This is a genomic window from Methanoculleus sp. UBA374, from assembly GCA_002508705.1.
GTDB classification, from domain to species: domain Archaea; phylum Halobacteriota; class Methanomicrobia; order Methanomicrobiales; family Methanoculleaceae; genus Methanoculleus; species Methanoculleus palmolei.
In genome coordinates this window covers 44,075-65,123 of the sequence record DAYL01000004.1, presented here as the reverse complement: position 1 = coordinate 65,123, position 21,049 = coordinate 44,075, and the positions used below count along the sequence as shown (strand labels likewise).

The window sequence follows — 21,049 nt, the reverse complement described above, 5'->3', positions numbered from 1 at the left end:
GTCAAACCTCTGATACGGCTCCTCTCTGGTATCGCCACGCGGGGGAGGGGTCGGGAGGGGGATGCCCCCTCCCGGCTGAGGTGTTTCGGGATCATCTCTATAGTTGACTGAAATTAGAATACTAATCTCTTGAAGGGACATATCAGAAGAGCGCTTCCTTCAAAATCATGTTGTAATCTCTCTAAAAACCTTCTTATCATAATGTTCCAGAGGAGTGTATACCGTTGCAAGTGCATGTATGCTCCGAATGAACGGAACAGAGATGAAAACATGGCGAAAAGACTCCGAAACAACTATCCAGGAAGACGTGCTCCACATCACCATCGCTCTGGAAGTCCATGATTACCTAAAAAACCGCGTCGGAAACATCAGCTGATTCATCGATACGGTCATTATTGATGTTATTCTAGCAATTAAACCGTCGATAACAGTTCTTTCGCAAAACAGTATGGACCGAGCGGGAATTGAACCCGCGGCCTCTACCATGCCAAGGTAGCGATCTACCCCTGATCTATCGGCCCCTATTACCCTACAATGTTGATCGCGATCACATAATAAGGATTGGGGCATACCGCCCCCTATCCTTCCGCCGCAAGGCCGGAAAGCCGGGAGAGCACCCGTTCCCGCGCATCCTCCATCTCTGAGCGCGCAAGAACGGCGCCGTCCCTGATGCAGGGGACGAGGAGCGGGACCCCGTCCTCCGGCGCCGGAGCGGCGAGGGGGAGCGTGACGCGCCGGCCGTCGGGAGTCTCGTAGACCTGTTTTGCGCCGCTCCGCTTCCCCCGCTTCGCGTACGGCCGCCCCTCGACCTCGACGATGTCCATCGCGAAATCGATCACCGGGGCGTTCGCGATCGCCCCGCCGACCCCGAAGGCGTCGGCGACGTCGCGGTAGGCGGCGACGTCCGCACGCGAGAGGCCGCCCGAGAGGAAGATCTTCACGTCCGGGTAGCCGTGGACGTCCAGTTCCCAGCGCACCTCCTCGACAATCGCCCGCATATTCCCCCGCCGCGACCGCGGCGTGTCAAGCCGGACGGCCGTCGCCCCGCACTCCGCCGCCCTGACCGCCTCGACCTTCTCGTCGCACAGGGTGTCGGTGAGCATGATCCGCGGCACCTCCGGAGCCGCTCCCCGCGCAAACGCCCGCCAGGCCTCTTCCTCGCTCGGATAGCACATCACGAACGCATGCGGCATCGTCCCTGCGAGCGGAATCCCCGCCGGCGCACAGGTGTTGCTCGCCCCGTCCACCCCGCCGATCCAGGCCGCCCGCTCGATCATCTCCGCAATAGCCGGGTGCTGGCGGCGCGAGCCGAAAGCGTAAACCGGACGGTCCCGCGCGGCGAGTTTCACGTGGGCCGCAGAGGACGCCACTCCCGATGCATGGCAGAGGAACCCGAGGATAGCGGTCTCGTAGATCCCGAAGTCGCGGTAGCGCCCCGATATTCTGAGCACCGGCTCGGTCGGGGAGAAGATCGACCCCTCCGGCATCGCGTCAACGTCCACCGGGACGCCCTCCAGCAGTTCGACGACGTCGGCAAGACCGCAGAAGACCCCCCAGGGATCGGGGAGCGCCGCGGCCGTCACCTCCATCGTAACGTGCGGGTTGACGCCGTCCTTCTCCATGATCTCAGAAACCCGCTGGAAATAAACATCCGTGCACTTCCCGTCGCGAATGGTCTTCTCGTCGACGACCAGAAATCTGCCCATGACCATTCCGGTTGTCGCTGGAGACGTAAATCTTTGTTGAACCGCACCTCAAGCATCATATAGATGAGGTTTTCCGCTAAGACGTTGACCCGATAAACGGAATGTCATACAGACGAGCGCATACTGCTATATCGGCCAGAAGAGCACGCCTGGAGAGGTGGGTCTAGTGCTCGGGATCATCGGGGGCACGAGTCTTCTCTTCGCCGACCTCCCCCCACTCGAGAAAACGACCGTCTCCACGCCCTACGGGAAGGCGGAGGTGCACACCGGGGCCTTCGCGCTCCTCCTGCGCCACCAGCACAACCTCCCCCCGCACCGCATCAACTACCGGGCGTGTCTCGCCGCGCTCGCCGTCCTCGGGGTGGATAAGATCATCGCCTTCGGTTCCTCCGGCTCCCTGCAGCCGGAGATCCCGCCGGGCTCGATCGTCATCCCCACCGACTACGTCAGCCTCACCGACATCCCGTCCATCCACGAGTGCACCATCAACCACGTCCGCCCCGAACTCGACGCGGACCTCATCCGCACCCTCGGCGAACTCGTGCCGGAGGCCCGGACGGGCGGCGTCTACGCCCAGACCCCGGGACCGCGGATCGAGACCGTCGCCGAGGTCCGGGCGCTCTCCCGCGTAGCGGATATCGTCGGGATGACGGTCGCAAGCGAGGCGACGCTCGCCCTGGAACTCGGGATGCGGTTTGCCGCCGTCTGCACCGTAGACAACTATGCAAACGGCCTCGGGGAAGAGGTCCTGACCTACGAACACATCCTTGCAACCTCCCGGGCGAACTGCCGGAGGACCGAGAAGATACTTGAAAATATCGTGGAGCAATTTGCATGACTGAGTCAGACGATATCTTTACCGCCCGGGGATCGGTGTTGATCACCGGCGCCGCCATCAACGGATCGACAGTTGACATCGCAATCGACGAGACCGGCACGATTACGGGGCTTGGAAAGGACGCCCGGGGAGCGGTCGACGCCGATATCGTCATCGACGGTTCCGACCGGATCGCCGTCCCGGGCCTCGTAAATACCCACACCCACGCCGCGATGACCCTGCTACGCGGGTATGCCGACGACATGCTGCTGCAGGACTGGCTCGCGCAGAAGATCTGGCCGCTCGAAGCCCACCTCACCGGCGACGACGTTTACCGGGGGACGAAACTCGCGTGCCTTGAGATGATCAAAAGCGGCACCGTCGCGTTCAACGACATGTACTTTTTCATGGACAGGACGGCGGAGGCGGCCGCCGAGATGGGTATGCGGGCGACGCTCGCCTACGGGTTCATCGACCTCGGGAACGAAGAGAAACGGGAGGCCGAGATAAGAGCGACAAAAACCCTCGTCGCCTACACAAAATCGCTCGCAAACCCGCGCATCCGGGCGGCCGTCGGCCCCCACTCCGTCTACACCGTCTCGCCCGAGGGCCTCTCCTGGTGCGCCGGGTTTGCAAAAGAGCAGGGGATCGGCATCCACGTCCACCTCTCCGAGACCGAGAAGGAGGTCGTCGACTGTGTCGCGCAGTTCGGCAAACGCCCGGCGTTCCTCCTCGATGAGTGCGGCTGTCTCACCCCCCGGACCGTCGTCGCGCACTGCTGCTGGCTCGACGAGGCCGAGTGCCGGCTCCTCGGGGAACGGGGCGTCCACGCCTCCCACAACCCCGTAAGCAACATGAAGCTCGCCGTCAACCGGGCCATGCCCTACCACTGGCTGAAGCGGTACGGGGCGAACGTCTGCCTCGGAACCGACGGCTGCTCCTCGAACAACAACCTCGACCTCATTGAGGAGATGAAGGTTGCCGCCCTCCTCCAGAAGTTCGCCTGGAACTCGCCGACGCTCCTTCCCGCCGGCGAGGCAATCGCGATGGCGACCGCGGCGGGCGCCCGGGCGCTCGGAACCGGCCCCGGAACCCTGACCGTGGGCGCTCCGGCCGATATCGTCCTCCTCGACGCCCGTGCGGTCTGCAACACCCCGCTCTTCAACCCTGAATCGAACCTCGTCTACGCCTGCAACGGCGGCGCGGTCAGGACCGTCCTCTGCCAGGGACGGGTCCTGATGCACGAGCGGACGGTGCCGGGAGAGGAGAAGATCGTCCGGGAAGCCGCCGCCGCGGCCCGGGCGCTTGTGGGGCGGGCGAAAGAGGCCTCCTGAAGCACTCCCTTTTTAAAAAAAGATTACGCAGTCTCTATCGTCGACTCGCTCTCAAGGCCGAGCTCCTTGATTGCCGCCTCGCGCATCTTGAACTTCATGATCTTGCCCGCAACCGTCATCGGGAAGTCGTCGACGAACTTGATGTAGCGCGGGATCTTGAAATGCGCGATCCGGCCGCGGCAGTACTCCTTTACCTCCTCCTCGGTGAGGGTCGAACCGTTCTCCGTCTTGATCCAGGCCATCAGTTCCTCGCCGTACTTCCTGTCCGGGATGCCGATCACGTAGGCGTCGGCGATCTTCGGGTGCGTGTGGAGGAACTCCTCGATCTCGCGCGGGTAGATGTTCTCCCCGCCGCGGATCACCATGTCCTTCAGGCGCCCGACGATCTTGACGTAGTCCTCCTCGTCCATCACTCCGAGGTCGCCGGTATGGTTCCAGTGACTCGCGTCGATCGTTGCATGGGTGGCGTTCGGGTTGTTGTAGTAACACCGCATCACGCAGTAGCCCCGGGCGCAGATCTCGCCGGTCTCCCCCCGGGGGACGATCTTCTTCGTGTGCGGGTCGAGGATCTTGATCTCGGTGTGGGGGAAGGGCCTCCCCACCGTCGAGACACGCCGTTCCAGGGGGTCCACGGTCGTGGTCATCGTGACGCCGGGGGAGGTCTCCGTCTGCCCGTAGACGATCACAATATCGGACATGTGCATCTTCTGGTTGACCTCCCGCATCACCTCGATCGGGCAGGGCGACCCGGCCATGATCCCAGTGCGGAGTGTATCGAGCCGGTACTTCGCGAAGTCCGGATGGGAGAGTTCGGCGATGAACATCGTCGGCACGCCGTGGAGCGCCGTGCACCGCTCGTCCTGTACAGCACGAAGGACTGCCTCGGCGTTGAAGGCCGGCGACGGCAGGATCATCGCGGTGCCGTGCGTGACGGAGGCCATGTTCGAGAGGACCATGCCGAAACAGTGGTAGAACGGCACCGGGATGCAGAGCCGGTCCTCATGGGTGAACTTCATCCCCTCGCCAATAATGTAGCCGTTGTTCAGGACGCTATGGTGGGTCAGGACAACCCCTTTCGGAAACCCGGTTGTCCCGCTGGTGTACTGGATATTGACCGCATCGTCGAAGTCGAGCGACGCCTCGCGTTCCCGGAGTTCGTCGGGGCTGATGAGGTCGGCTTTCGCGAGAAGTTCATCCCAGGTGTACATGCCGTTGTAGGGGATCTCACCGAGGAAGACGACGTTCTTCAAGAACGGGAACCTGTCGCTCTGTATTCGGCCCGGCTTCGCCTCGAACGCCTCGGGACAGGACTCGTAGAACATGCCGACGTAGTCGGAGGTCTTGAACCGCCCCTGGATGATGAGCGTCTGGACTTCGGACTGCTTCATGGCGTACTCGAACTCGTAGGTCCGGTAGGCCGGGTTGATGTTCACCATGACGGCGCCGATCTTTGCGGTGGCAAACTGGACAAGCACCCACTCCGCGTAGTTCATCGCCCATATGGCGACCCGGTCGCCCCGCTCGACGTCGAGCGCCATGAGGGCGCGCGCCAGGGTGTCGACGTGCTCAAGAAACTCCGCATACGTCCACCGGATGTTCTGGTGGACGGAGATGAGCGCGTCGCTGTCCGGGTGCGCCGCGGCGATTCGGTTCAGCATTTCACCAATGGTGATGCCGAGCAGAGGTTTTTGCGAGTTCCCACACGCGTAACTGCCCTCAGCCATTCTATTTGAATAGGTAAGCAGGAGCAATTATGATTTCGGGTTCTTTGAACACAACACTTATAGCAGACGGCATCAAAAGTATAGAGGATAAGGGGTCGTGGCCTAGTCCGGAATGGCGACGGGCTCCAGCGGTCTTTGCACGTGATGAACAATGGGTCTCCTGACAGAGGGATGATGACCCGTTGGAGCACTGATGCATGTCGGAGAGACCCGTCGATCGTGAGTTCAAATCTCACCGACCCCACGTTCTTATGATTTTTTTGCCGGATACCCCCGGGTATCTTTGGTTGTTTCCGTCCCGGTCGCAACCGCACGCGGCTCGACGCGTGAGGGATGCATCCCGGATACGGTCTTGCCCGACCGCCTCAATTTTCTCTCCGCACAGAGATACCCGCAAGGTCTTTAATACCTGTCCCGCCAATATTTCTGCACTATCTGAGGGCATGCACATGTATCTCATCGGTGAAGCATTGGTTGGAGACGGCGCGGAACTTGCGCACATAGATCTAATGATGGGGAACAAAGAGGGAGCGGTAGGCCAGGCATTTGCAAACGCTCTCTCGCAACTCTCGAAGGGGCACACGCCGCTCCTCGCGGTCATCAGGCCGAACCTGCCGACGAAGCCCTCGACGCTCGTCATCCCTAAGGTTACCCTAAAGAAGGAATACCAGGTGAACCAGATATTCGGGCCCGTCCAGGCAGCGGTAGCGAAGGCCGTCGCCGACTCGGTCGAAGAAGGCGTCTTTGAAGGGGTCGACATTGAAGACACCGTCATCATGGCAAGCGTCTTCCTCGATCCCTCTGCAGAGGACGCCAACAAGATCTACCGGTTCAATTACGGTGCGATGAAACTCGCGCTCCGCCGGGCTCTCGACCGGTTCCCCGACATCGATACGCTCCTGCACGAGAAGGACCGGGCGGCCCATGCGGTCATGGGATTCAAGGTGCAGCGCCTCTGGGACCCGCCGTACCTGCAGGTCGCGATGGACCTTGTGGACAAGAACCACATGACGAAGGTTCTTGAAGAGCTGCCCCAGAACGATCACCTGATCATCGAGGCCGGAACACCCCTGATCAAGAAGTTCGGCCTCTCGATCATCTCCGAGATCCGCGAGGTCCGCCCGAGCGCGTTCATCGTCGCCGACTTAAAAACCCTCGATACCGGGAACCTCGAGGCCCGGATGGCCGCCGACGCCGGTGCCGATGCCGTCGTGATATCCGGTCTTGCGCCTCTCTCCACGATCGAGAAGGCAATCGAGGACACGCGGAAGACCGGCATCTACACGGTGGTCGATATGCTCAACGTCGAAGACCCCCGTGCCGTTGTCGAGCACCTCAAGGTGAAACCGGACGTTGTGGAGCTTCACCGCGGTATCGATATCGAGAACACGGAGTACGCCTGGGGAGACATCCCGGCGATCAAGAAGGCGGGCGGAAAAAGGCTGCTGGTCGCGACGGCAGGCGGCATCCGGCAGGGTGTCGTGAAGGACGCACTCAAGGCGGGCGCCGACATCCTGGTCGTAGGCCGGGCCATTACCGGGAGCAAGAACATCCAGCACGCGGCGGAGGAGTTCCTGAACGAACTCAACACCGAAGAGATCGACCAGTTCCGCATCATGACTGACTTTTAATCGGTCAGCACCTTTTTTTCTCCCCCTGCAACCGCAAAAGATCATGAGCGGAGATCGCAGGCAGTCTCTGGAAATAACTTGATATGAGCGCAGCATAAACCATTAACCATGAGTTTGAGCCCGCCGGATGGGCAGGTTGATGGGGGGGATGGAGGAGGAGACGGCTACAGGCGGCTGAACCGGAAGTGCATGCTCTCGATGTACATCGATCATGCCATATCCTACGCGATATATCTGGCGGTTTATCTCCTTGCGAGGACCTACGCCCAGGGGTTCCTCGGTCAGTACTACGATCTCGTTCTGCACGCCTTTGCGGCGGTTCTTGTGGTTGTCCTGGTCTACATGGCGGCGGTTCCGCCGGTTTACTACGCCCGATACCGATACCGGATCACCAGAGATCGGGTGGATGTGCGGTATGGCGTCATCGTGATCCGCCACATACTGGTGCCGATCGAGAGGGTGCACCAGGTGGAAGTCTCCAGGGGGCCGATCAACAGCATGCTCGGCCTCGCGGACGTCACCGTAACCACTGCAGGGGGAGAGGCGACCATCAACTACCTGGAGATTGACGAGGCGGAGAAGGTAGCCGAACTGCTGAACGGCCTGATCGGGAGAATGCTCCTTGAGAGGAGGAAAACGGCCCCGGCCGCCCCACCGGGGCTTGCAAACGATTGAAATGAGCATGTCCGGCGAAAAGATCCGATACCACCAAAGCGTCATCGTGGAGAAGTCGCTCTCGTCGCTCTCCGCGATGGTGCTTCTGGCGCTGGTCCTCGCTACGCAGCTCGACAGGACCGCGGTCGCGGCCATACTTGTAGCCGCTCTCGCCGCGCTGTTGCTATTCAACTACCGGCAATGGAGACTGACGACCGTTCAGTTTAACGAAACGGACGTCGTGGTGGAGCGGGACACCCTCTTTAAGATGAAAAAGACTCTCCCTTACTCGAAGATTGCATCGGTCAACGTGAACCGGGGCATCCTGAACAGGCTCTTCGGGACCTCGAAACTGCAGATCAACATCAACTCGGGGAGCAGCGCCACGGTCCCGGAGGCGGTCCTGACGTTTCGGCAGGATACGGCGGAGAGGATACGCTCCGTGGTGTCGCAACGCATCTACGACCGCGAGGCCTCCCCGGGCGAGGATGAGATCGCCGGTTCCCTCGTCTCGTTCTCTCCGGCGGACGTGATCATCCACGGTCTCTTCAGCGTTCCAACCCACCAGACCGTCGTTGCTTCTGTATTCCTGGCCTACTCCCTGTTTGAACAGTATCTCTCCGTCGGGCCCGGACTCGGGACGGACGGCAAAGCGCTTGTCTCTCTGATGATGTTCGTTCTGATCCAGATAGGGCCGTCGGTATCGCTGATCTTCCATTACTACAACTACAGGATCTACCGCAGAGGCGATACGGTATACCTGCAGCACGGCCTGGTCAGGACCTACCGGACATCCTTCAATGTATCGAGGATCAACGCCGTCCGCATCAAAAGCACTTTCGCGGCAAGGCTCATGCACAGGTCGTGCATTGAGGCGGAAGTCGTTGGGCTGGCGTCCGGGAGCGGAGAGAACCTTCGTCCCGTTCTCTGTCTCCTGAAAGACGACGCAACGGTCCAAAAACTTCTCCGGGAGGTGGTGCCGGAGTTCGTCTACGAGCGCAGTCCGGAGAAGCAGCCCGAAAGCGCAAAGAGCGTGCTCCTGATCCGGGCCGCGACGGCGTCTCTCGCGCTCGCCGTGGCGATGACCTACCCGTCGCTCTACGTTTACCGCGGGGCTGCAGCCCTCCCGGGGGCCGCTGGCGCGGTCCTGCCGTACGTGCTGCCCCTGGTTACGGCCCTCGCGGTCTTCGCGATATTCTATGCCGCGCATGTCTCCTACCGGATCACGGAGTTTGACGCCGGGAAGGACCTTTTCACGTTCGTGAACGGCGCAGTCGACCGCGAGACCGTCGTGATGAACTACGACAAGGTGCAGATGGTCAGGATCACGCAGGGGCCGGTCGCCAGGATCTTCGGCGTCTCGCAGGGGAGGGTGTACCTGCTCTCTTCGACCGGGGGCACGAGCGTCTCGTCGGGGTATTTTTCCGGGAGCCTTCTTGGCGCCGTAGGCGAGACCGTTATGGAGCGGATCGCGAGCGGAGAGTACGATTACCGGAAGAACTGTGTCTGATCGGGATTGAACCGGTTGCTTAAAAAAGGCGGCGCGATCGGACAGAAGCCTCTCCCGGTGTTAGACCAGTGGGGAATGTCGGGCCTTCTCTTCCACCCGGATCTTCAGCCCCTCGTTGTCGACCGTCGTCGCGATCTCGACCCGGAGCCCCGCCGATGCGAGGATCGCCGCCACCTCCCCCTCCGGCCGGTCGGTGATGACCGCGATGGAGGGGCCGACCGAACTCATGCCGACGAACTCGAGGCCGGCGTCCCGGAGCGCCGCCATATAGCGGTAGATCTCAAACCCGTGGTGCTCCACCTCGGCGCGCTTTGAGCCCCGGAACTCGATCTCCCAGATCACGTCGCCGATCTTTGCAAGGTCGTCCTGCTCCAGCGCAGGGATGAGGTCCATCAGGATGAGGTAGGACTTCAGCGTGCGGTCGCGGTAGTCAAGGGTCCGGGCCTTGTTCATCAGGAGACCAAACTCCTTTTCGCCCGCCGACGAGACATCGGAGGGCGGGATGACGATGTAGACCCGTCTCCCTGCCGCGAAGGCGTGCCGGTAGACGAGCGTCAGGTCGTCCCCCATCACCGCCATCCCGCCGTAGGTGCTGGCGGCAGCGCCGACGCCGGTCTCGAACCCGAACGCAACGTTCCCGGCCGCGGTCTCCTCGACGTAGTTGTTGCCGAGGAGCAGGCGGAGCTGGTCGCGGGTCAGGGGCGATCCCACGGCGGTGTTGAGAGCGTTTGCAACTGCGGTCAGGATCGTGCTCGTGGACCCGAGCCCCACGTGCTCATAGTGGTGGTCGCGGGCACGGACCCGGAATCCTCCCGTGTAGCCGACGACCTGCCGGAAGGCCTCGACGAAGTGCCGGAGAAGCGGTTCGCGGGAGTAGTCGATCTCAAGCCCCGACTCCGTGCACTCGACCTCGGCGGTGCAGTAGACCCCGATGGCAAACCCGATGCCGCCGCCCCCGGGGTGGTCCGGGGAGAACCGGTTCATGTCGAGCACGGTGAGATGAATCCGTGCGGGCGCGCGGGCGACGACGGTGCCGGCAACCGGCGCGAGCGGATAGTCCCGCCGGAGGCCGCACATCCGGATGTGTTCGCCCGGGGAGAAGGAGGTGAACTCGTACTCGACGAGGTCCAGATCCCCTCCGCGGATCTTCATGATGGGCATGATAATACCCGGTTAGCGGGGCCGGTCAAAGAAGATATCCTTACCAGATGCCCGGAGCGGGATGCCGTAGGCGACGCCGCACCCCTCCAGCCACCCGAGCGCGAGCGCGCCGACACCGACCGAGTACATGACCCGGTTGTCGACGTTGTGGATGCTTGCGGTCTTCGCCGCGGAACCGACCGCGATCCCGAGATCCGTCATCCTGACGGCGCAGTTCGGCCCCATAAACGGGGTGACCGTCGACTGCCGTTGTGCATCGAGCATCTCCGCACAGGTCGAGTAGCCGCACGCGCCGCAGTCGAGGCCCGTGGCGTCGGCGAACAACGAACCGACGAGAAGGCATGCGTCGCTTGCGGCGACGTTCGCGGCATCCCTGATGAAGAACGCAACGTTGTGCCGCTCCCCGAACTCCCGCATCGCTCCCGCGAGCACGTTCCGCTCCTCTCCGGCAACGATCTGCGTCTTGATGACGTCGACGCCACGGGCCTTCGGAGCGGTGCGTGCAGAGAGCGCCATTAGCCTGGCGACCATCTCTACGGCATCTGATTCAGAGAACATGTGCATACATGGTGCCGACCGGAGATAAGGGTATGCCCGGATCGAGGACACCGATACGTTTTTCCCAGAACCCGCCTAACCGGGCCCTGATTGCCATGTCAACGGAGAAGGCTACGTTCGGCGCAGGGTGTTTCTGGGGCGTCGAGGAGACGTTCCGGCACGTCCCCGGCGTCGTGGATACGGCGGTGGGGTTCATGGGGGGCACCACCGAGGACCCGACCTACTCCGAGGTCTGCACCGGGCGGACCGGACATGCGGAGGTCGTACAGGTGACCTACGACCCCGAAAAGGTCTCGTACCGCGATCTCCTCGACGTCTTCTGGAACGCTCACGACCCGACCACGCCGAACCGGCAGGGGCCCGACATCGGGATGCAGTACCGGTCGGTGATCTTCTACCACACCCCGGAGCAGGAGAAAGAGGCGCGGACATCGAAGGAGGAGATGGACCGTTCGGGCAGGTTCGGGCGCCCCATCGTCACCGCGATCGAGCCCGCGGGGACGTTCTGGCGGGCAGAGGAGTACCACCAGCAGTACTTCGCGAAGCACGGCGGCGGGCACTGCAGGACGGTGTGGTAGAGGGACGGAAGGGGGTTTATTCGGGGAAAGGCATTTGTCTGGCTGCGGCTAGAGGGAGCGAGATTTCCTAACCTCTGCTCCTATGGGACATGGCACTCCACAAACCCCGTACACGGCTTTCCAGTGGCTATCGCCATTGGGGGTGAGGCCGACGGGGAGGGGGGAGACTCCCTCCCCTGTCTCTACCCCGTAGGGCTAACATGCAACCCCCACCCCGCCCGTGCTTCGCGCTCCTCCCCCGCCCCTCGGGGCGGGGGCAGTGCGTGGCGATATCCCCACAAAATCCGTGGTTCGTTACGCGACTGGCCAGAAGGCAGGGGCACCAGAGGTGCGAGCGGAGCGAGCTTGAGCACCGAGGTGCGCAGTTCCCACGGTCTACTGCATCGGGCTTGCTCTCATACCTACTATTTAGAGAAATACGCTAATGATTGGTGATGCAGGGCAGGCGCCTCTAAATCAGCACCAAACCCCCCTTCACTCCCCCCTCGCCGGAACCCCGGTCTTGAACCCGACCCCTTCGAGCGAGGCGACCAGCCGCCCGCCCGAGTAGACGTCGACGGTGTAGACGGACGTCCTCTCCGTCTCCGAGACCCTGCGGGCGACCGCCTCCAGGGTCTCTCCCGCAGGCGGAGAAAAATAGCGGATATGGGCGGAGATCCCCGTCTGGTCCACCCCGTCAAGGTTTCCGGCGATGCCGAAAGCGTGGTCCGCAAGGGCAAAGATTGCGCCGCCGTGAGTCATACCATGGCCGTTCTCCCTTCCTGCGGTCGGCATGGCCACCCTGACGCAGCCCCCGGCGATCTCCGTGACCTCCATGCCGAGCAGGCGCGCAAACCCGCAGGTGTCGGACCGGTGCACTGCTTCGGCGTAGGCTTCCGGGACGGATGCGGTCTTCTTCATGAGGCTATTTGTACTCCCGCTTCGAGTAGGTGACGCCGCCGGCATTGCCGCCGCGAAGAACGATATACAGCCACTCCCCAATCGATTTGAGCGTTCCGAACTGCTGGTAGCGCCGCATCGAGAACCCGACCTTCAGGCGGGGATCGAGATGGACCCTGCCGATCTTTCGCATCCGTTGCGCTATCTCCAGGTCGTCCCCGGCATCGATGCAGCGATACATCCCCGCCCGGATGAACGTCTCGCGGTCGAAAGCCGTGTTGCACCCGAGCGTGAAGTAGATCGTCCGGGTGTAGTAGCCGATGCGCGAGAAGATGTTTGCACCGGCAAGCGAGAGCCGGTTCCGGAAACCGTCCTCGATCGGGTAGACCGTACCGTAGAGTTGCACGATCTCCCGTTCCGCAAAGTTTCTCTCGATCCGCTCCACCCAGTCCCGGGGGAGGATGCAGTCGGCGTCGGTCGTCGCGACGATATCGCCGGTGGCCGCCATCGCCCCGTCGTTCCGCGCCCCGCCGACCCTCCTGCTCGTCTGGACAAAGACCCTGTCCGCAAGAGGTTCCGCCAGTTCCCGGGTCCGGTCCTTTGAGTTCCCGTCGACGACGATGACCTCGTAAGTCTCCCTCGGCACCGTCTGGTCGGCGAGAGACTCAAGACAGCGCTCGATGTTCTGCTCTTCGTTGTAGGTCGGAACGACGACGGAGATCATCCCTCGATCAACTCCCGATACAGTTGTTGATGCCGTTTTGCTATAAGCGTGATGTCGTACTTCTCCGTCGAGGCGCGGGCCCGTGCGGCGCAGCGCCGCAGGGCTGCATCGTCGTTCACGAGGTCACGCGCCTCGTCGATGTCACAAAAGAAGAGGACCGAATCCCCGAAGATTTCCCGGAATTCGAAGATATCCCGTGCGATAACCGGGAGACCCGCCGAAAGAGCCTCGACGATCACGAGGCCGAAGGTCTCCGCGTGCGAAGGCATGAAGAAGACGTCCGCCCCGCTGTATGCCCGGGAGATGTCGTCGATGACCCCGGTGAAGATGACGTTCTCGTGGGAATGGGACTTGAGCATCTGGATCTTCGCATAGTCCTTCGAGAACGTCCCGTACGGGAACCCCCCCACCCAGACCCAGGTCATCTCGGGATGCCGGCTGGCCAGGTCCAGGAAGTCGTAGATGCCTTTCCGGGGAGTCTGCTGGCCGACGGAGAGGACCACTTTCTGATCGTGGTCGATTCCGTACTCGTTGCGGAATGATTTGCGCTTCTTCTTATCCCGCTTGAAGTATGCCCGGTCGATACCGTTCGGGATGAGGGTTTTCGGGACGTCGGGAACGAGCTGCTCGATCTCCCGGCGGCAGGGTTCCGAGATCGTGATGATGTGGTCGAATTGCCGGTAAATTTTGGGGTATACGGTGTTTATCCGCTTCGAAAAGGCGACATTCCCCTCGTTTATCCGGGGGGTCGAGTGGGCGGTCAGGACCTTCACGCCGTCGGTGAACTTCAGGTGATACAGCGCCCAGGGCCCGAAGGTGTGGTAATGCGTCAGGTCGAAGTCGCCGTGATACAGGTTGCGGGAGACCTCCATGCCGGGGAGCCGGGCGAGGTGGTTATACAACGTCCGTGCCGCTGTTGCGCACCCGATATACCGAAGAAAACGAAAATCCTCGACGAATATATTGACCTTCATCCGTTCGCCCTCACGAAGTCAAGCGCGCTCCGGATGCAGCCGTCCATGTTGAGGTACTCAAACTGTGAGAACCGGCCGACGAGGTCGATGCCCCGCTCCCTGCAGAACTCCCGGATGATCTTGATGTTCTCCAGATAATCGGTATCGTAGACGACGTAGGCAAACTTCTGCCGTGAGACGCCAGTGTAGACGATCCGCTCCCGGGAGAGGAGGAGCCCGGCGGCGACGAGCGATGCGACGGTATGCTCGATCACGTCGGCGTCCGACATCCGGGAGACCGCGTCCCCGTCGTTATAGGTGATCTCGGCAAGGATCGAGGAATGACCCGGCGGGGCGACCGTTGTGCTGTAGTTTGAGGGGAACGATACCCGGTTGAAGAGGCCCGTCGCCGGGTCGGGGACGTAGAGCCACGAGATATCGGGGACCTCCCCCGCGAGCCCGATGAAGACCGAACAGAGCGAGTTGTACCGGAGGGCGTCGCACGCCGTCTGCACCCCGGCCGGGACGTCCGAAAGACAGGGGAGCAGGTTCTGGAGGGGGATGGTCGATATCAGGCGGTCGGCACGGACGGTCTCCTTCCCGTCGCCGACAATGAACTCGCCGTTCTCCTCGCGGACGGAAGCGACGGAAAACCCGGTCCGGACGGCAGGGAGGACCGGCTCCGCAATCGCCCGGACCAGCGCCTCGATCCCGCCCTCCACCGGGTAGGAGAAGACCGCCTGGTGAGTATAGCCCTCGGTCTCGATCCCGATGGCCGACCGGATGATGTCCTCGACCGGCGGGCGGGGGATGCGCCCCTCCACCCAGTGGTGCGACATCCGGTCGGCCGGGAAGTTCCAGATCTTCTCGTTGTAGGGGATCATGTAGCATTCGGCGATGCCCCGGCCGAAAGTGTAGGTGATCCACTCGGCAAAGTTCGTCGGCGGCGCAACCTCGCCCTTCTCGACGGCGATGAGGTTTTTCACGAACTCGTCGATGCAGAAAAAGCGGTCTTCGTCGGGCAACTGGTAAAGACCGTTCTCGAAGGGGTATTTGACGTAACGCCCCTTATAGAAAATTTTCGTATTCCGTTTTCGTCGGTCGGCGTTCTCACCGAGGACCGAGAGCATGAAGGAGAGGACTTCGGTATCGCGGGAGAAGATGATGTGCGAGCCCCCGACATCGAACGTGAACCCCGCCTCCGTCCTCGAGCGGCAGAGCCCTCCGATCCTCTCACGTTCTTCAAGAACGGTCACGTCGTCGCCCTGTTCGCGGAGCAGGCGGGCCAGCGTAATCCCGGTGAGACCGCCACCCAGTACCGCCGATTTCACGTTCTTACTGTTTAATGTCAAAGCCATATATGGTTGACCATCCGTTCCCCACGGTTGCCGCGTATCGAGGGGAAATCGGGAGAAACCAGGCCGGAAACGGTGGGTGCGCCTGTTCTCCCGCAACGGATCCACGGGGGCGTCGGTCTCGACCGGCACATAAGACGCTTAAAAATTGTTAAATTCTCTTATAAACACCTGTAAATCTTTTGCATAGAGCTCGGGCTCCTCCCAGGCTGCGAAGTGCCCGCCGCGGGGGAGTTCGGTGAAGTGCTGGAGGTTCACCCTGCGTTCGGCCCATTCGCGGGGCAGCGGGGCGTCCAGGGGGCAGTGAGCGACGGCTGCCGGAACCGGTGTGCGCCGCCAGGGAGTGGAAGCGGCGTGCGCGTCAAGATAGTACCTGCGGACGGACGAGCCGATCGTCTGCGTAACCCAGTATATCATGATATTTGTGAGCAACTCGTCGCGGCTGAAGCGTCTCTCGATCTCCTCACCGGTCGTGCCCGTGGTGATAAAACTCATGATCCAGGCTGCGAGGCCCGCAGGCGAATCGGCCAGTCCGTAGGCGAGGCTCTGCGGTTTTGTCGACTGGACGATGTTAAAGGCGCCTTCGTTCATCCACCACTGCTGGATGTAGGCTGCAAACGCAATCTCGGGCTCCGTGAGGGTCGATGTGTCCGTCGTCTGGTCCGGGTAGCCGACGTCGGTCAGGTGGACGCCAATCAGGGCGTCTGCGCGGCGCTCTGCCAGGGACTGGGCGATCAGGGTTCCGGCATCGCCGCCGGCCGCGATAAATTTCCGGTACCCGAGCCCTTCCGTCATCAGCCGGGCGAAGAGATCGGCGGTATCGCCGGTGGTCATGGCCTTCCTGTCCGAGAACCCCTGCCCCGGGATGGACGGGACGATCACGTCGCACGATGTGCCGGGGTCGCCTCCGAACCGGGCCGGATCGGTCAGCATCGGAACGACCCTGTGGTAGCGGTAGAAGGAGTCGGGCCAGCCGTGGAGCAGGAGGACCGGCGTCGGGTCCGGGCCTCTGCCGCGCTCGTGGATGAAGTGAACACCTATCCCGTCGATCTCCGCCCTGAACTGGGCGAATCTGTTCAGGTACGCCTCAGGTCTGCGCCAATTGTAGGAGTGCTCCCAGTAGTCGACCAGATCTTTCATGTACCCAAGGTTGGTGCCGTATGCCCAGCCGGCGCCGTCGTCGGGCCAACGGGTCCGGGCGAGCCGCCGGGCGAGGTCGTCGAGGACGGCCTGCAGCACGGCGATGGTAAAGGGTTCAATCTTCATGCGGCAGTCCTCCTCTCCTGTTCGTGTATCCTCCGACGATACGCGTGCCGGGAGGGGCATCGCTCGTATATAAAACATTCCTCCAGGAACTTATGAGCAGGAAGCGTGGAGTTGGGTTCGCTCCGGAACGGTTTTGCGGCTCCCGGTACACTACCGTTTTGCTCTTCTCTTTGCGAGGACCGGACTCTTTTCTATTGACTTCTGCAGGGGTTCGATCATGTAGGCGGGCATGTTCTTCACCACCTCCCGCCTGACGGAGGGGATGCTCATCGCAAGAGCGGTCACCCGGGTGCCGATCCTCTGCAGGTAATCCCGGGTGGGGAAGTCGTAGAGCCCATGCTGCCGGTAATACCGGTCGTCCGCCTTGAAGATCGCCCGCATTCCCCCCCAGATTTCATCCCGGAAGATCTTATGGCCGGCGACGGCCAGAAAGGTGACCGGCGCGATATATCCCCGGTCCGAGAGCCTCACGGAGCGTTCGGCCAGGGCGTGCAGGGCAGCATCGATCTCGCCCGGGTCCGGCTCGTTGGTCACAATCCCTGCAAGGTTGGCTTTTTCCGTCATCACCAGGCTCGTGAGGACCTCACGGAGGGTCGCGAGATGGCCGAGCGGGCCTTCCACCAGGTATGCGACCTGTTTTCCTGCAAATGCCGGTACATGGCCGCTGAAGAAACTTCGATCGATGAACTGCTTCCAGGCAGCCGAGAAGAAACGGTCCCGAACGGTCCCGGCCAGGACCAGAATATCCGCGGCAATGACGTACTTCTCCCAGAATGCCAGAAATCCGTCGTCGTAGATACAGGTGTTCTCGAAGGCACACCGGCAGCACCCCTGGCAGGCACCCTTCATCATGGCGTCCCGGATGTGGGCGACCCGGGCCGAACCCCCATAACACGCCGCGAGCTCGCCAACCATCGCCTCCAGGTCGGAACCGGGTTCTGCGTCGTGCAGGATGACCACCCGTCTGCCGTGCGTATCCACCGTGATCGGCGGGGCCTTTGGGGTGTAGGAGGAAGTGATCGCGGGCAGCGGCGGAAACTCCCTCTGGATCGGCCGCCGCTCTTCGATCGCCTCCAGGAAATCGGAGAAGAAGAGGATGAGCTGCTCCTGGAACGCCTCCTTCTCGAGATCCTGCATGTGGGCCGAACAGAAACCGACATAACGCATGCCGAGGTCGTCGCAGACCCCGTGCAGGTAGGCATGGGCGGTGTGATCGAAGAAGCGGATGGAGGTGGTGAGGCTGGCGGTATACTTCCCGGAGAACACCTCCGTCGCGTTCCGCTCGTCGATCAGTTCGACGAATCGCTTCAACTGGGCCGGGACCAGCATGACGTAGACCGGAGTTGCCCAGAGCACGCCGTCGGACTCCGTTACCGTGGCGAGCAGCCCGTCCCACACCTCTTCCTGCCGCTCAATCGTCCGGATCTCCTTTCCTGCATGCACGACGGTGAAGGTATAATCTGGAAATGCCTGCTCGAGAAACTGGACGTACTGGAGGGTGACGCTCTGCTCTCCCTTGGGACTCCCGGAAATGACAGCGATCTGCATGGTTTTACCTGCTCGTGTATTATATACGGATCTGAAGCGGACGGGCGGATATACCTTGTGGGAAGAGGGGGTTACGCGGCGACCGCCGTCTCATGCGGTCCGGGTGATGCAGGAAAGTGAGATGCGGCATTCGTAACCAGACGCCTGTTTTTGATTTGGCTCTGGATCTAAAAACGATCGATGGCTCTTACAGATCCGGGGTTCAAGGGGGTGCAAGAAAGCCCCCGGCTTGAGCCGTGGGGATGAATTGAACCCCTTTGTCAACATGTCGAATAGGGAAAGGGTGTCGCCACCTTTTTCCCCTTCCAAGAACCTTGGATTCCCGGAATACATAACGAGTTAAATAATTCGCTGCATTGCTATCACTCTAAATTAGGATCATTCTTCAAAATCAAGGCGATAGATTTATTCATCGTTATGCGTTACACATAACGAGCATGATTGTATCCGCCAACGAAATTCATTCTGTTGTGGATTTTGACTGAAGTGCAGCCTGTTTGAATGTGACTCGTTATGAGTCGGCGGGAATGCAGGAGGAACCGTACGTGCGCCTTTCAGCGCATACGGCTCGCGCATTCCGCTATCCTGTTTGGGGCGGCAACGTAACAAAGGTTACTCTGGTCTCGTCTCTGGGTGTTGGTTGTTTTATGCGTTCCGTCCTTTCCAAGAAATATTCCCTGTCAAGATATGGGTTCGCATTGAGGGTGATTCGAGAAGGCCTTTGACCAATAACCGCTCTGAAGAGGTTGATATCGGTCCCTAGGATTAGGTAAGAGCCTCCTGGCCTGGAGGCGGGGAGGCATCCCCAGGAATCCTCTCCAGAGTAGGGGTCCGAGGGCCCCTGGAGAACTCTGATATGCCCATCATCTCAGGGCGTGGAGCCGCTCCCATCCGCCTCAACAGGGAATCAATGCTACCCGGAATATGTTTTCTAAGATAGCATACAGTAAGGTGCGTGCTGAATGGGTTAGCCGATTGTTTGCTGGACAACTATTCCAAGGAGGTCAGTAAGTTCATTCTCAAATTTTCTTGTACAATCGGTCGCCCCGCTTCTTGCGTGAGCAACCTCGTGAAGTAAAATCCCGGCATAACTTCCGAGATCTTTCAGGTTATCATATCTTATTACAATCCTTCCTTCTTGGGGCTCCCACAATCCACCAACCTCATAGTAGGTCTCTTTATCGAGGCGCATAGTCTTAGATATCAATATATCTTTTACATCTCCCGGTTTCCCTCCGATAAGAGACAGGATTTTATCTGTTTGTTTATAAACCCGCAACTCACCGGGCTTTAACTGGTCTTCGGTTACAAAAGAAAATTTAAAACTTTCATTCCAGTCTCTGGTGAATTGTTCAATATCCCTGATCGGGTTGCCAGAAAGATCTGTATTACCACTGATCTTCTTTTTGATGTTTTGAGGAAGTACAACTACCTCATACTGGTCTCGTTGAACTCGATCTACCAGATTTGGTGAAGAAATCACCTCTTCAGACGTGAAGAAGACGACTCTAGAACGTTCGTTGCAGAGCTTGCATGCATGAACAGCTATATCAGTCCAGGTTAGTTCGTCATGCTGCCCTCCGGTATCATATCTACTCAGATCATCTACCAGTTTACGTGCAACCGTTTCACTCTGACACTTTTTAAGGATGCTTTTAACCCGATCCGTGTATGCTGTTCGTCCTACGTTTGTTCGCTCTCTATTTAGCGCCTTTTTAATGGTTTGATTTAACTCAGTAATGTTGTAGGAGAAGAGGAAATTATCTTCCTGCGCAACCTGTACCCCGTTGATATATATCCATGCAGTCTCAGACTCCTTTTCGAGAACCTGTCCAATTGGTGTTTCCTCTAATATTTTCTCACCAGAGAAGCGTAAAAACAGATTTTTTGCTTTTTCAATCTCTATATCCGGACAATTTTTTAATATAAACTCTGTTCCTTTGAAGCCCTTATCTGACGAAGGAGTTATATTCGCATGCAAAGTGACAATATCAGCGAAACCATGTTTATTGGTTCTCTCTAATGTCATGTTGATGTGACGCGATTTTATTGAGACCTTTACACCTTTTCTATCAAAGGTTGCAAGAGCATCCTTCAAGCCGATGCCAAATTTTCCAATGGTGTGAGCGCTTTTAATTTTTTCGTCATTTTCTTTTTGAGTTAGATGCTCAGAGTTAATCCCTCTTCCATAATCTCGAATATGCCATGAGTTCCCATCATCTTTAAAGATCTCAATCTCTTCAGATTTTGTCAGTAACTCCTCATCGATAGCATTGGCAATTATTTCTCTTAAGGCATGATAAATCTCCCAATCTTCCAGTATTTTTTCTATATTGAGGTCAAACTTTTTAATCATGCTATCGAACTCCGCTGGGCAACGTTTCATATTTTCTGTAATTTGTCTGAGCCCTGTCTCCTTGTCTGATCATTCCCTCTCCACGGTCAAATACCTTCTGCCGGTGACCCACTCCTCGTTTACATCCATCAGAATGGATCCGACCAATCTGAGTAGTGCCTCTTCATTTGGGAACACCCCAACTATCTTGGTTCTCCGTTTCAACTCCTTATTGCCCCGGCCGAATAGGGAGAGGGTGTTGCCATCCTCACCCCTTCCAAGAAATACTCCCTGTCAAGAAATGGGTTCGCATCAA

18 protein-coding genes, 2 tRNA genes and 1 pseudogene are annotated in these 21,049 nt (G+C 59.8%); 8 read left to right on the top strand and 13 right to left on the bottom strand.

What is annotated here, in order from left to right; genetic code table 11:
* Positions 1-247 precede the first annotated feature (247 nt).
* The gene (locus BRA42_RS01430) at positions 248-376 is read left to right on the top strand and encodes a hypothetical protein (protein ID WP_292406843.1); all 129 of its coding nucleotides are present in this window, start codon (positions 248-250) and stop codon (positions 374-376) included.
* A 73-nt stretch (positions 377-449) separates the two neighbouring features.
* Here BRA42_RS01430 and BRA42_RS01425 read toward each other — a convergent pair.
* Both BRA42_RS01425 and BRA42_RS01420 read right to left on the bottom strand, forming a co-directional pair.
* Positions 450-521: transfer RNA gene (locus tag BRA42_RS01425), tRNA-Ala, on the bottom strand.
* A 57-nt stretch (positions 522-578) separates the two neighbouring features.
* The gene (locus BRA42_RS01420; RefSeq protein WP_292406846.1) at positions 579-1,706 is read right to left on the bottom strand and encodes a nicotinate phosphoribosyltransferase; all 1,128 of its coding nucleotides are present in this window, start codon (positions 1,704-1,706) and stop codon (positions 579-581) included.
* 166 nt (positions 1,707-1,872) lie between these two features.
* Between BRA42_RS01420 and BRA42_RS01415 the strand changes: the two genes are divergently transcribed.
* Both BRA42_RS01415 and BRA42_RS01410 read left to right on the top strand, forming a co-directional pair.
* A complete protein-coding gene (locus tag BRA42_RS01415) occupies positions 1,873-2,544 on the top strand; it encodes an MTAP family purine nucleoside phosphorylase (RefSeq protein ID WP_292407005.1) in 672 nt (223 codons plus the stop codon).
* Positions 2,541-3,857 (top strand): amidohydrolase family protein, encoded by a 1,317-nt coding sequence (locus tag BRA42_RS01410; RefSeq protein WP_342770374.1) that lies wholly within the window; start codon positions 2,541-2,543, stop codon positions 3,855-3,857. The genes BRA42_RS01415 and BRA42_RS01410 overlap by 4 nt, the downstream gene beginning before the upstream one ends.
* 23 nt (positions 3,858-3,880) lie before the next feature.
* On the opposite strand, the gene BRA42_RS01405 is transcribed toward BRA42_RS01410, so the two are convergent.
* Positions 3,881-5,581, bottom strand: a complete 1,701-nt coding sequence (locus tag BRA42_RS01405; RefSeq protein ID WP_292406852.1) for an AMP-binding protein — start codon at positions 5,579-5,581, stop codon at positions 3,881-3,883.
* Between the two features lie 91 nt (positions 5,582-5,672).
* Between BRA42_RS01405 and BRA42_RS01400 the strand changes: the two genes are divergently transcribed.
* The 4 genes from BRA42_RS01400 (at position 5,673) to BRA42_RS01385 (ending at position 9,376) form a co-directional block, all read left to right on the top strand.
* A tRNA-Trp gene (locus BRA42_RS01400) sits at positions 5,673-5,825 on the top strand.
* A 205-nt stretch (positions 5,826-6,030) separates the two neighbouring features.
* On the top strand, positions 6,031-7,212 hold the full coding sequence (locus BRA42_RS01395) for a bifunctional 5,6,7,8-tetrahydromethanopterin hydro-lyase/3-hexulose-6-phosphate synthase (protein WP_292406855.1): 1,182 nt from the start codon (positions 6,031-6,033) through the stop codon (positions 7,210-7,212).
* 108 nt (positions 7,213-7,320) lie between these two features.
* Positions 7,321-7,887 carry a PH domain-containing protein gene (locus tag BRA42_RS01390; protein WP_292406859.1) on the top strand — a complete coding sequence of 189 codons (567 nt, stop codon included), beginning with the start codon at positions 7,321-7,323 and terminating at the stop codon, positions 7,885-7,887.
* A gap of 7 nt (positions 7,888-7,894) precedes the next feature.
* Positions 7,895-9,376, top strand: a complete 1,482-nt coding sequence (locus BRA42_RS01385; protein WP_292406862.1) for a PH domain-containing protein — start codon at positions 7,895-7,897, stop codon at positions 9,374-9,376.
* 60 nt (positions 9,377-9,436) lie between these two features.
* On the opposite strand, the gene BRA42_RS01380 is transcribed toward BRA42_RS01385, so the two are convergent.
* Together BRA42_RS01380 and BRA42_RS01375 are read right to left on the bottom strand one after the other, a co-directional pair.
* Entirely contained in the window at positions 9,437-10,537 is a 1,101-nt protein-coding gene (locus BRA42_RS01380; RefSeq protein WP_292406864.1) for a GHMP kinase, read from the bottom strand.
* A gap of 12 nt (positions 10,538-10,549) precedes the next feature.
* The gene (locus BRA42_RS01375) at positions 10,550-11,095 is read right to left on the bottom strand and encodes a ferredoxin domain-containing protein (RefSeq protein ID WP_292406867.1); all 546 of its coding nucleotides are present in this window, start codon (positions 11,093-11,095) and stop codon (positions 10,550-10,552) included.
* Between the two features lie 95 nt (positions 11,096-11,190).
* Between BRA42_RS01375 and msrA the strand changes: the two genes are divergently transcribed.
* Positions 11,191-11,673, top strand: a complete 483-nt coding sequence (gene msrA, locus BRA42_RS01370; RefSeq protein WP_292406871.1) for a peptide-methionine (S)-S-oxide reductase MsrA — start codon at positions 11,191-11,193, stop codon at positions 11,671-11,673.
* Between the two features lie 474 nt (positions 11,674-12,147).
* On the opposite strand, the gene BRA42_RS01365 is transcribed toward msrA, so the two are convergent.
* The 8 genes and pseudogenes from BRA42_RS01365 to BRA42_RS01330 form a co-directional block, all read right to left on the bottom strand.
* Complete coding sequence (locus tag BRA42_RS01365) at positions 12,148-12,573, bottom strand: PaaI family thioesterase (protein WP_292406874.1); 426 nt, start codon at positions 12,571-12,573, stop codon at positions 12,148-12,150.
* Positions 12,574-12,577: 4 nt separating this feature from the next.
* Positions 12,578-13,276, bottom strand: a complete 699-nt coding sequence (locus BRA42_RS01360) for a glycosyltransferase (protein WP_292406876.1) — start codon at positions 13,274-13,276, stop codon at positions 12,578-12,580.
* Positions 13,273-14,250, bottom strand: coding sequence for a glycosyltransferase family 4 protein (locus BRA42_RS01355; RefSeq protein ID WP_342770375.1), 978 nt, complete (start codon positions 14,248-14,250; stop codon positions 13,273-13,275). Before BRA42_RS01355 ends, BRA42_RS01360 begins: the two co-directional genes overlap by 4 nt.
* Positions 14,247-15,560, bottom strand: coding sequence for a protoporphyrinogen/coproporphyrinogen oxidase (locus BRA42_RS01350; protein ID WP_342770376.1), 1,314 nt, complete (start codon positions 15,558-15,560; stop codon positions 14,247-14,249). The genes BRA42_RS01355 and BRA42_RS01350 overlap by 4 nt, the downstream gene beginning before the upstream one ends.
* A 165-nt stretch (positions 15,561-15,725) precedes the next feature.
* Positions 15,726-16,850: an epoxide hydrolase family protein gene (locus BRA42_RS01345; RefSeq protein WP_342770377.1), complete on the bottom strand. Its 1,125-nt coding sequence runs from the start codon at positions 16,848-16,850 to the stop codon at positions 15,726-15,728.
* A gap of 150 nt (positions 16,851-17,000) precedes the next feature.
* A complete protein-coding gene (locus tag BRA42_RS01340; RefSeq protein ID WP_292406887.1) occupies positions 17,001-18,398 on the bottom strand; it encodes an NAD(P)H-dependent oxidoreductase in 1,398 nt (465 codons plus the stop codon).
* A 967-nt stretch (positions 18,399-19,365) separates the two neighbouring features.
* The gene (locus tag BRA42_RS01335) at positions 19,366-20,754 is read right to left on the bottom strand and encodes an ATP-binding protein (protein ID WP_292406890.1); all 1,389 of its coding nucleotides are present in this window, start codon (positions 20,752-20,754) and stop codon (positions 19,366-19,368) included.
* 69 nt (positions 20,755-20,823) lie between these two features.
* Positions 20,824-20,973 (bottom strand): annotated as a pseudogene (locus BRA42_RS01330) (transposase); the annotation flags it as partial.
* Positions 20,974-21,049 lie beyond the last annotated feature (76 nt).

What these genes read in the sequence shown, in the direction of transcription:
- BRA42_RS01380 (WP_292406864.1), bottom strand. Translation starts at nt 10,537, where the DNA reads ATGCCCATCATGAAGATCCGCGGAGGGGATCTGGACCTCGTCGAGTAC.
- BRA42_RS01335 (WP_292406890.1), bottom strand. Translation starts at nt 20,754, where the DNA reads ATGATTAAAAAGTTTGACCTCAATATAGAAAAAATACTGGAAGATTGG.
- BRA42_RS01410 (WP_342770374.1), top strand. Translation starts at nt 2,541, where the DNA reads ATGACTGAGTCAGACGATATCTTTACCGCCCGGGGATCGGTGTTGATC.
- BRA42_RS01420 (WP_292406846.1), bottom strand. Translation starts at nt 1,706, where the DNA reads ATGGGCAGATTTCTGGTCGTCGACGAGAAGACCATTCGCGACGGGAAG.
- BRA42_RS01365 (WP_292406874.1), bottom strand. Translation starts at nt 12,573, where the DNA reads ATGAAGAAGACCGCATCCGTCCCGGAAGCCTACGCCGAAGCAGTGCAC.
- BRA42_RS01395 (WP_292406855.1), top strand. Translation starts at nt 6,031, where the DNA reads ATGTATCTCATCGGTGAAGCATTGGTTGGAGACGGCGCGGAACTTGCG.
- msrA (WP_292406871.1), top strand. Translation starts at nt 11,191, where the DNA reads ATGTCAACGGAGAAGGCTACGTTCGGCGCAGGGTGTTTCTGGGGCGTC.
- BRA42_RS01360 (WP_292406876.1), bottom strand. Translation starts at nt 13,276, where the DNA reads ATGATCTCCGTCGTCGTTCCGACCTACAACGAAGAGCAGAACATCGAG.
- BRA42_RS01430 (WP_292406843.1), top strand. Translation starts at nt 248, where the DNA reads ATGAACGGAACAGAGATGAAAACATGGCGAAAAGACTCCGAAACAACT.
- BRA42_RS01390 (WP_292406859.1), top strand. Translation starts at nt 7,321, where the DNA reads ATGAGTTTGAGCCCGCCGGATGGGCAGGTTGATGGGGGGGATGGAGGA.
- BRA42_RS01355 (WP_342770375.1), bottom strand. Translation starts at nt 14,250, where the DNA reads ATGAAGGTCAATATATTCGTCGAGGATTTTCGTTTTCTTCGGTATATC.
- BRA42_RS01405 (WP_292406852.1), bottom strand. Translation starts at nt 5,581, where the DNA reads ATGGCTGAGGGCAGTTACGCGTGTGGGAACTCGCAAAAACCTCTGCTC.
- BRA42_RS01345 (WP_342770377.1), bottom strand. Translation starts at nt 16,850, where the DNA reads ATGAAGATTGAACCCTTTACCATCGCCGTGCTGCAGGCCGTCCTCGAC.
- BRA42_RS01340 (WP_292406887.1), bottom strand. Translation starts at nt 18,398, where the DNA reads ATGCAGATCGCTGTCATTTCCGGGAGTCCCAAGGGAGAGCAGAGCGTC.
- BRA42_RS01385 (WP_292406862.1), top strand. Translation starts at nt 7,895, where the DNA reads ATGTCCGGCGAAAAGATCCGATACCACCAAAGCGTCATCGTGGAGAAG.
- BRA42_RS01375 (WP_292406867.1), bottom strand. Translation starts at nt 11,095, where the DNA reads ATGTTCTCTGAATCAGATGCCGTAGAGATGGTCGCCAGGCTAATGGCG.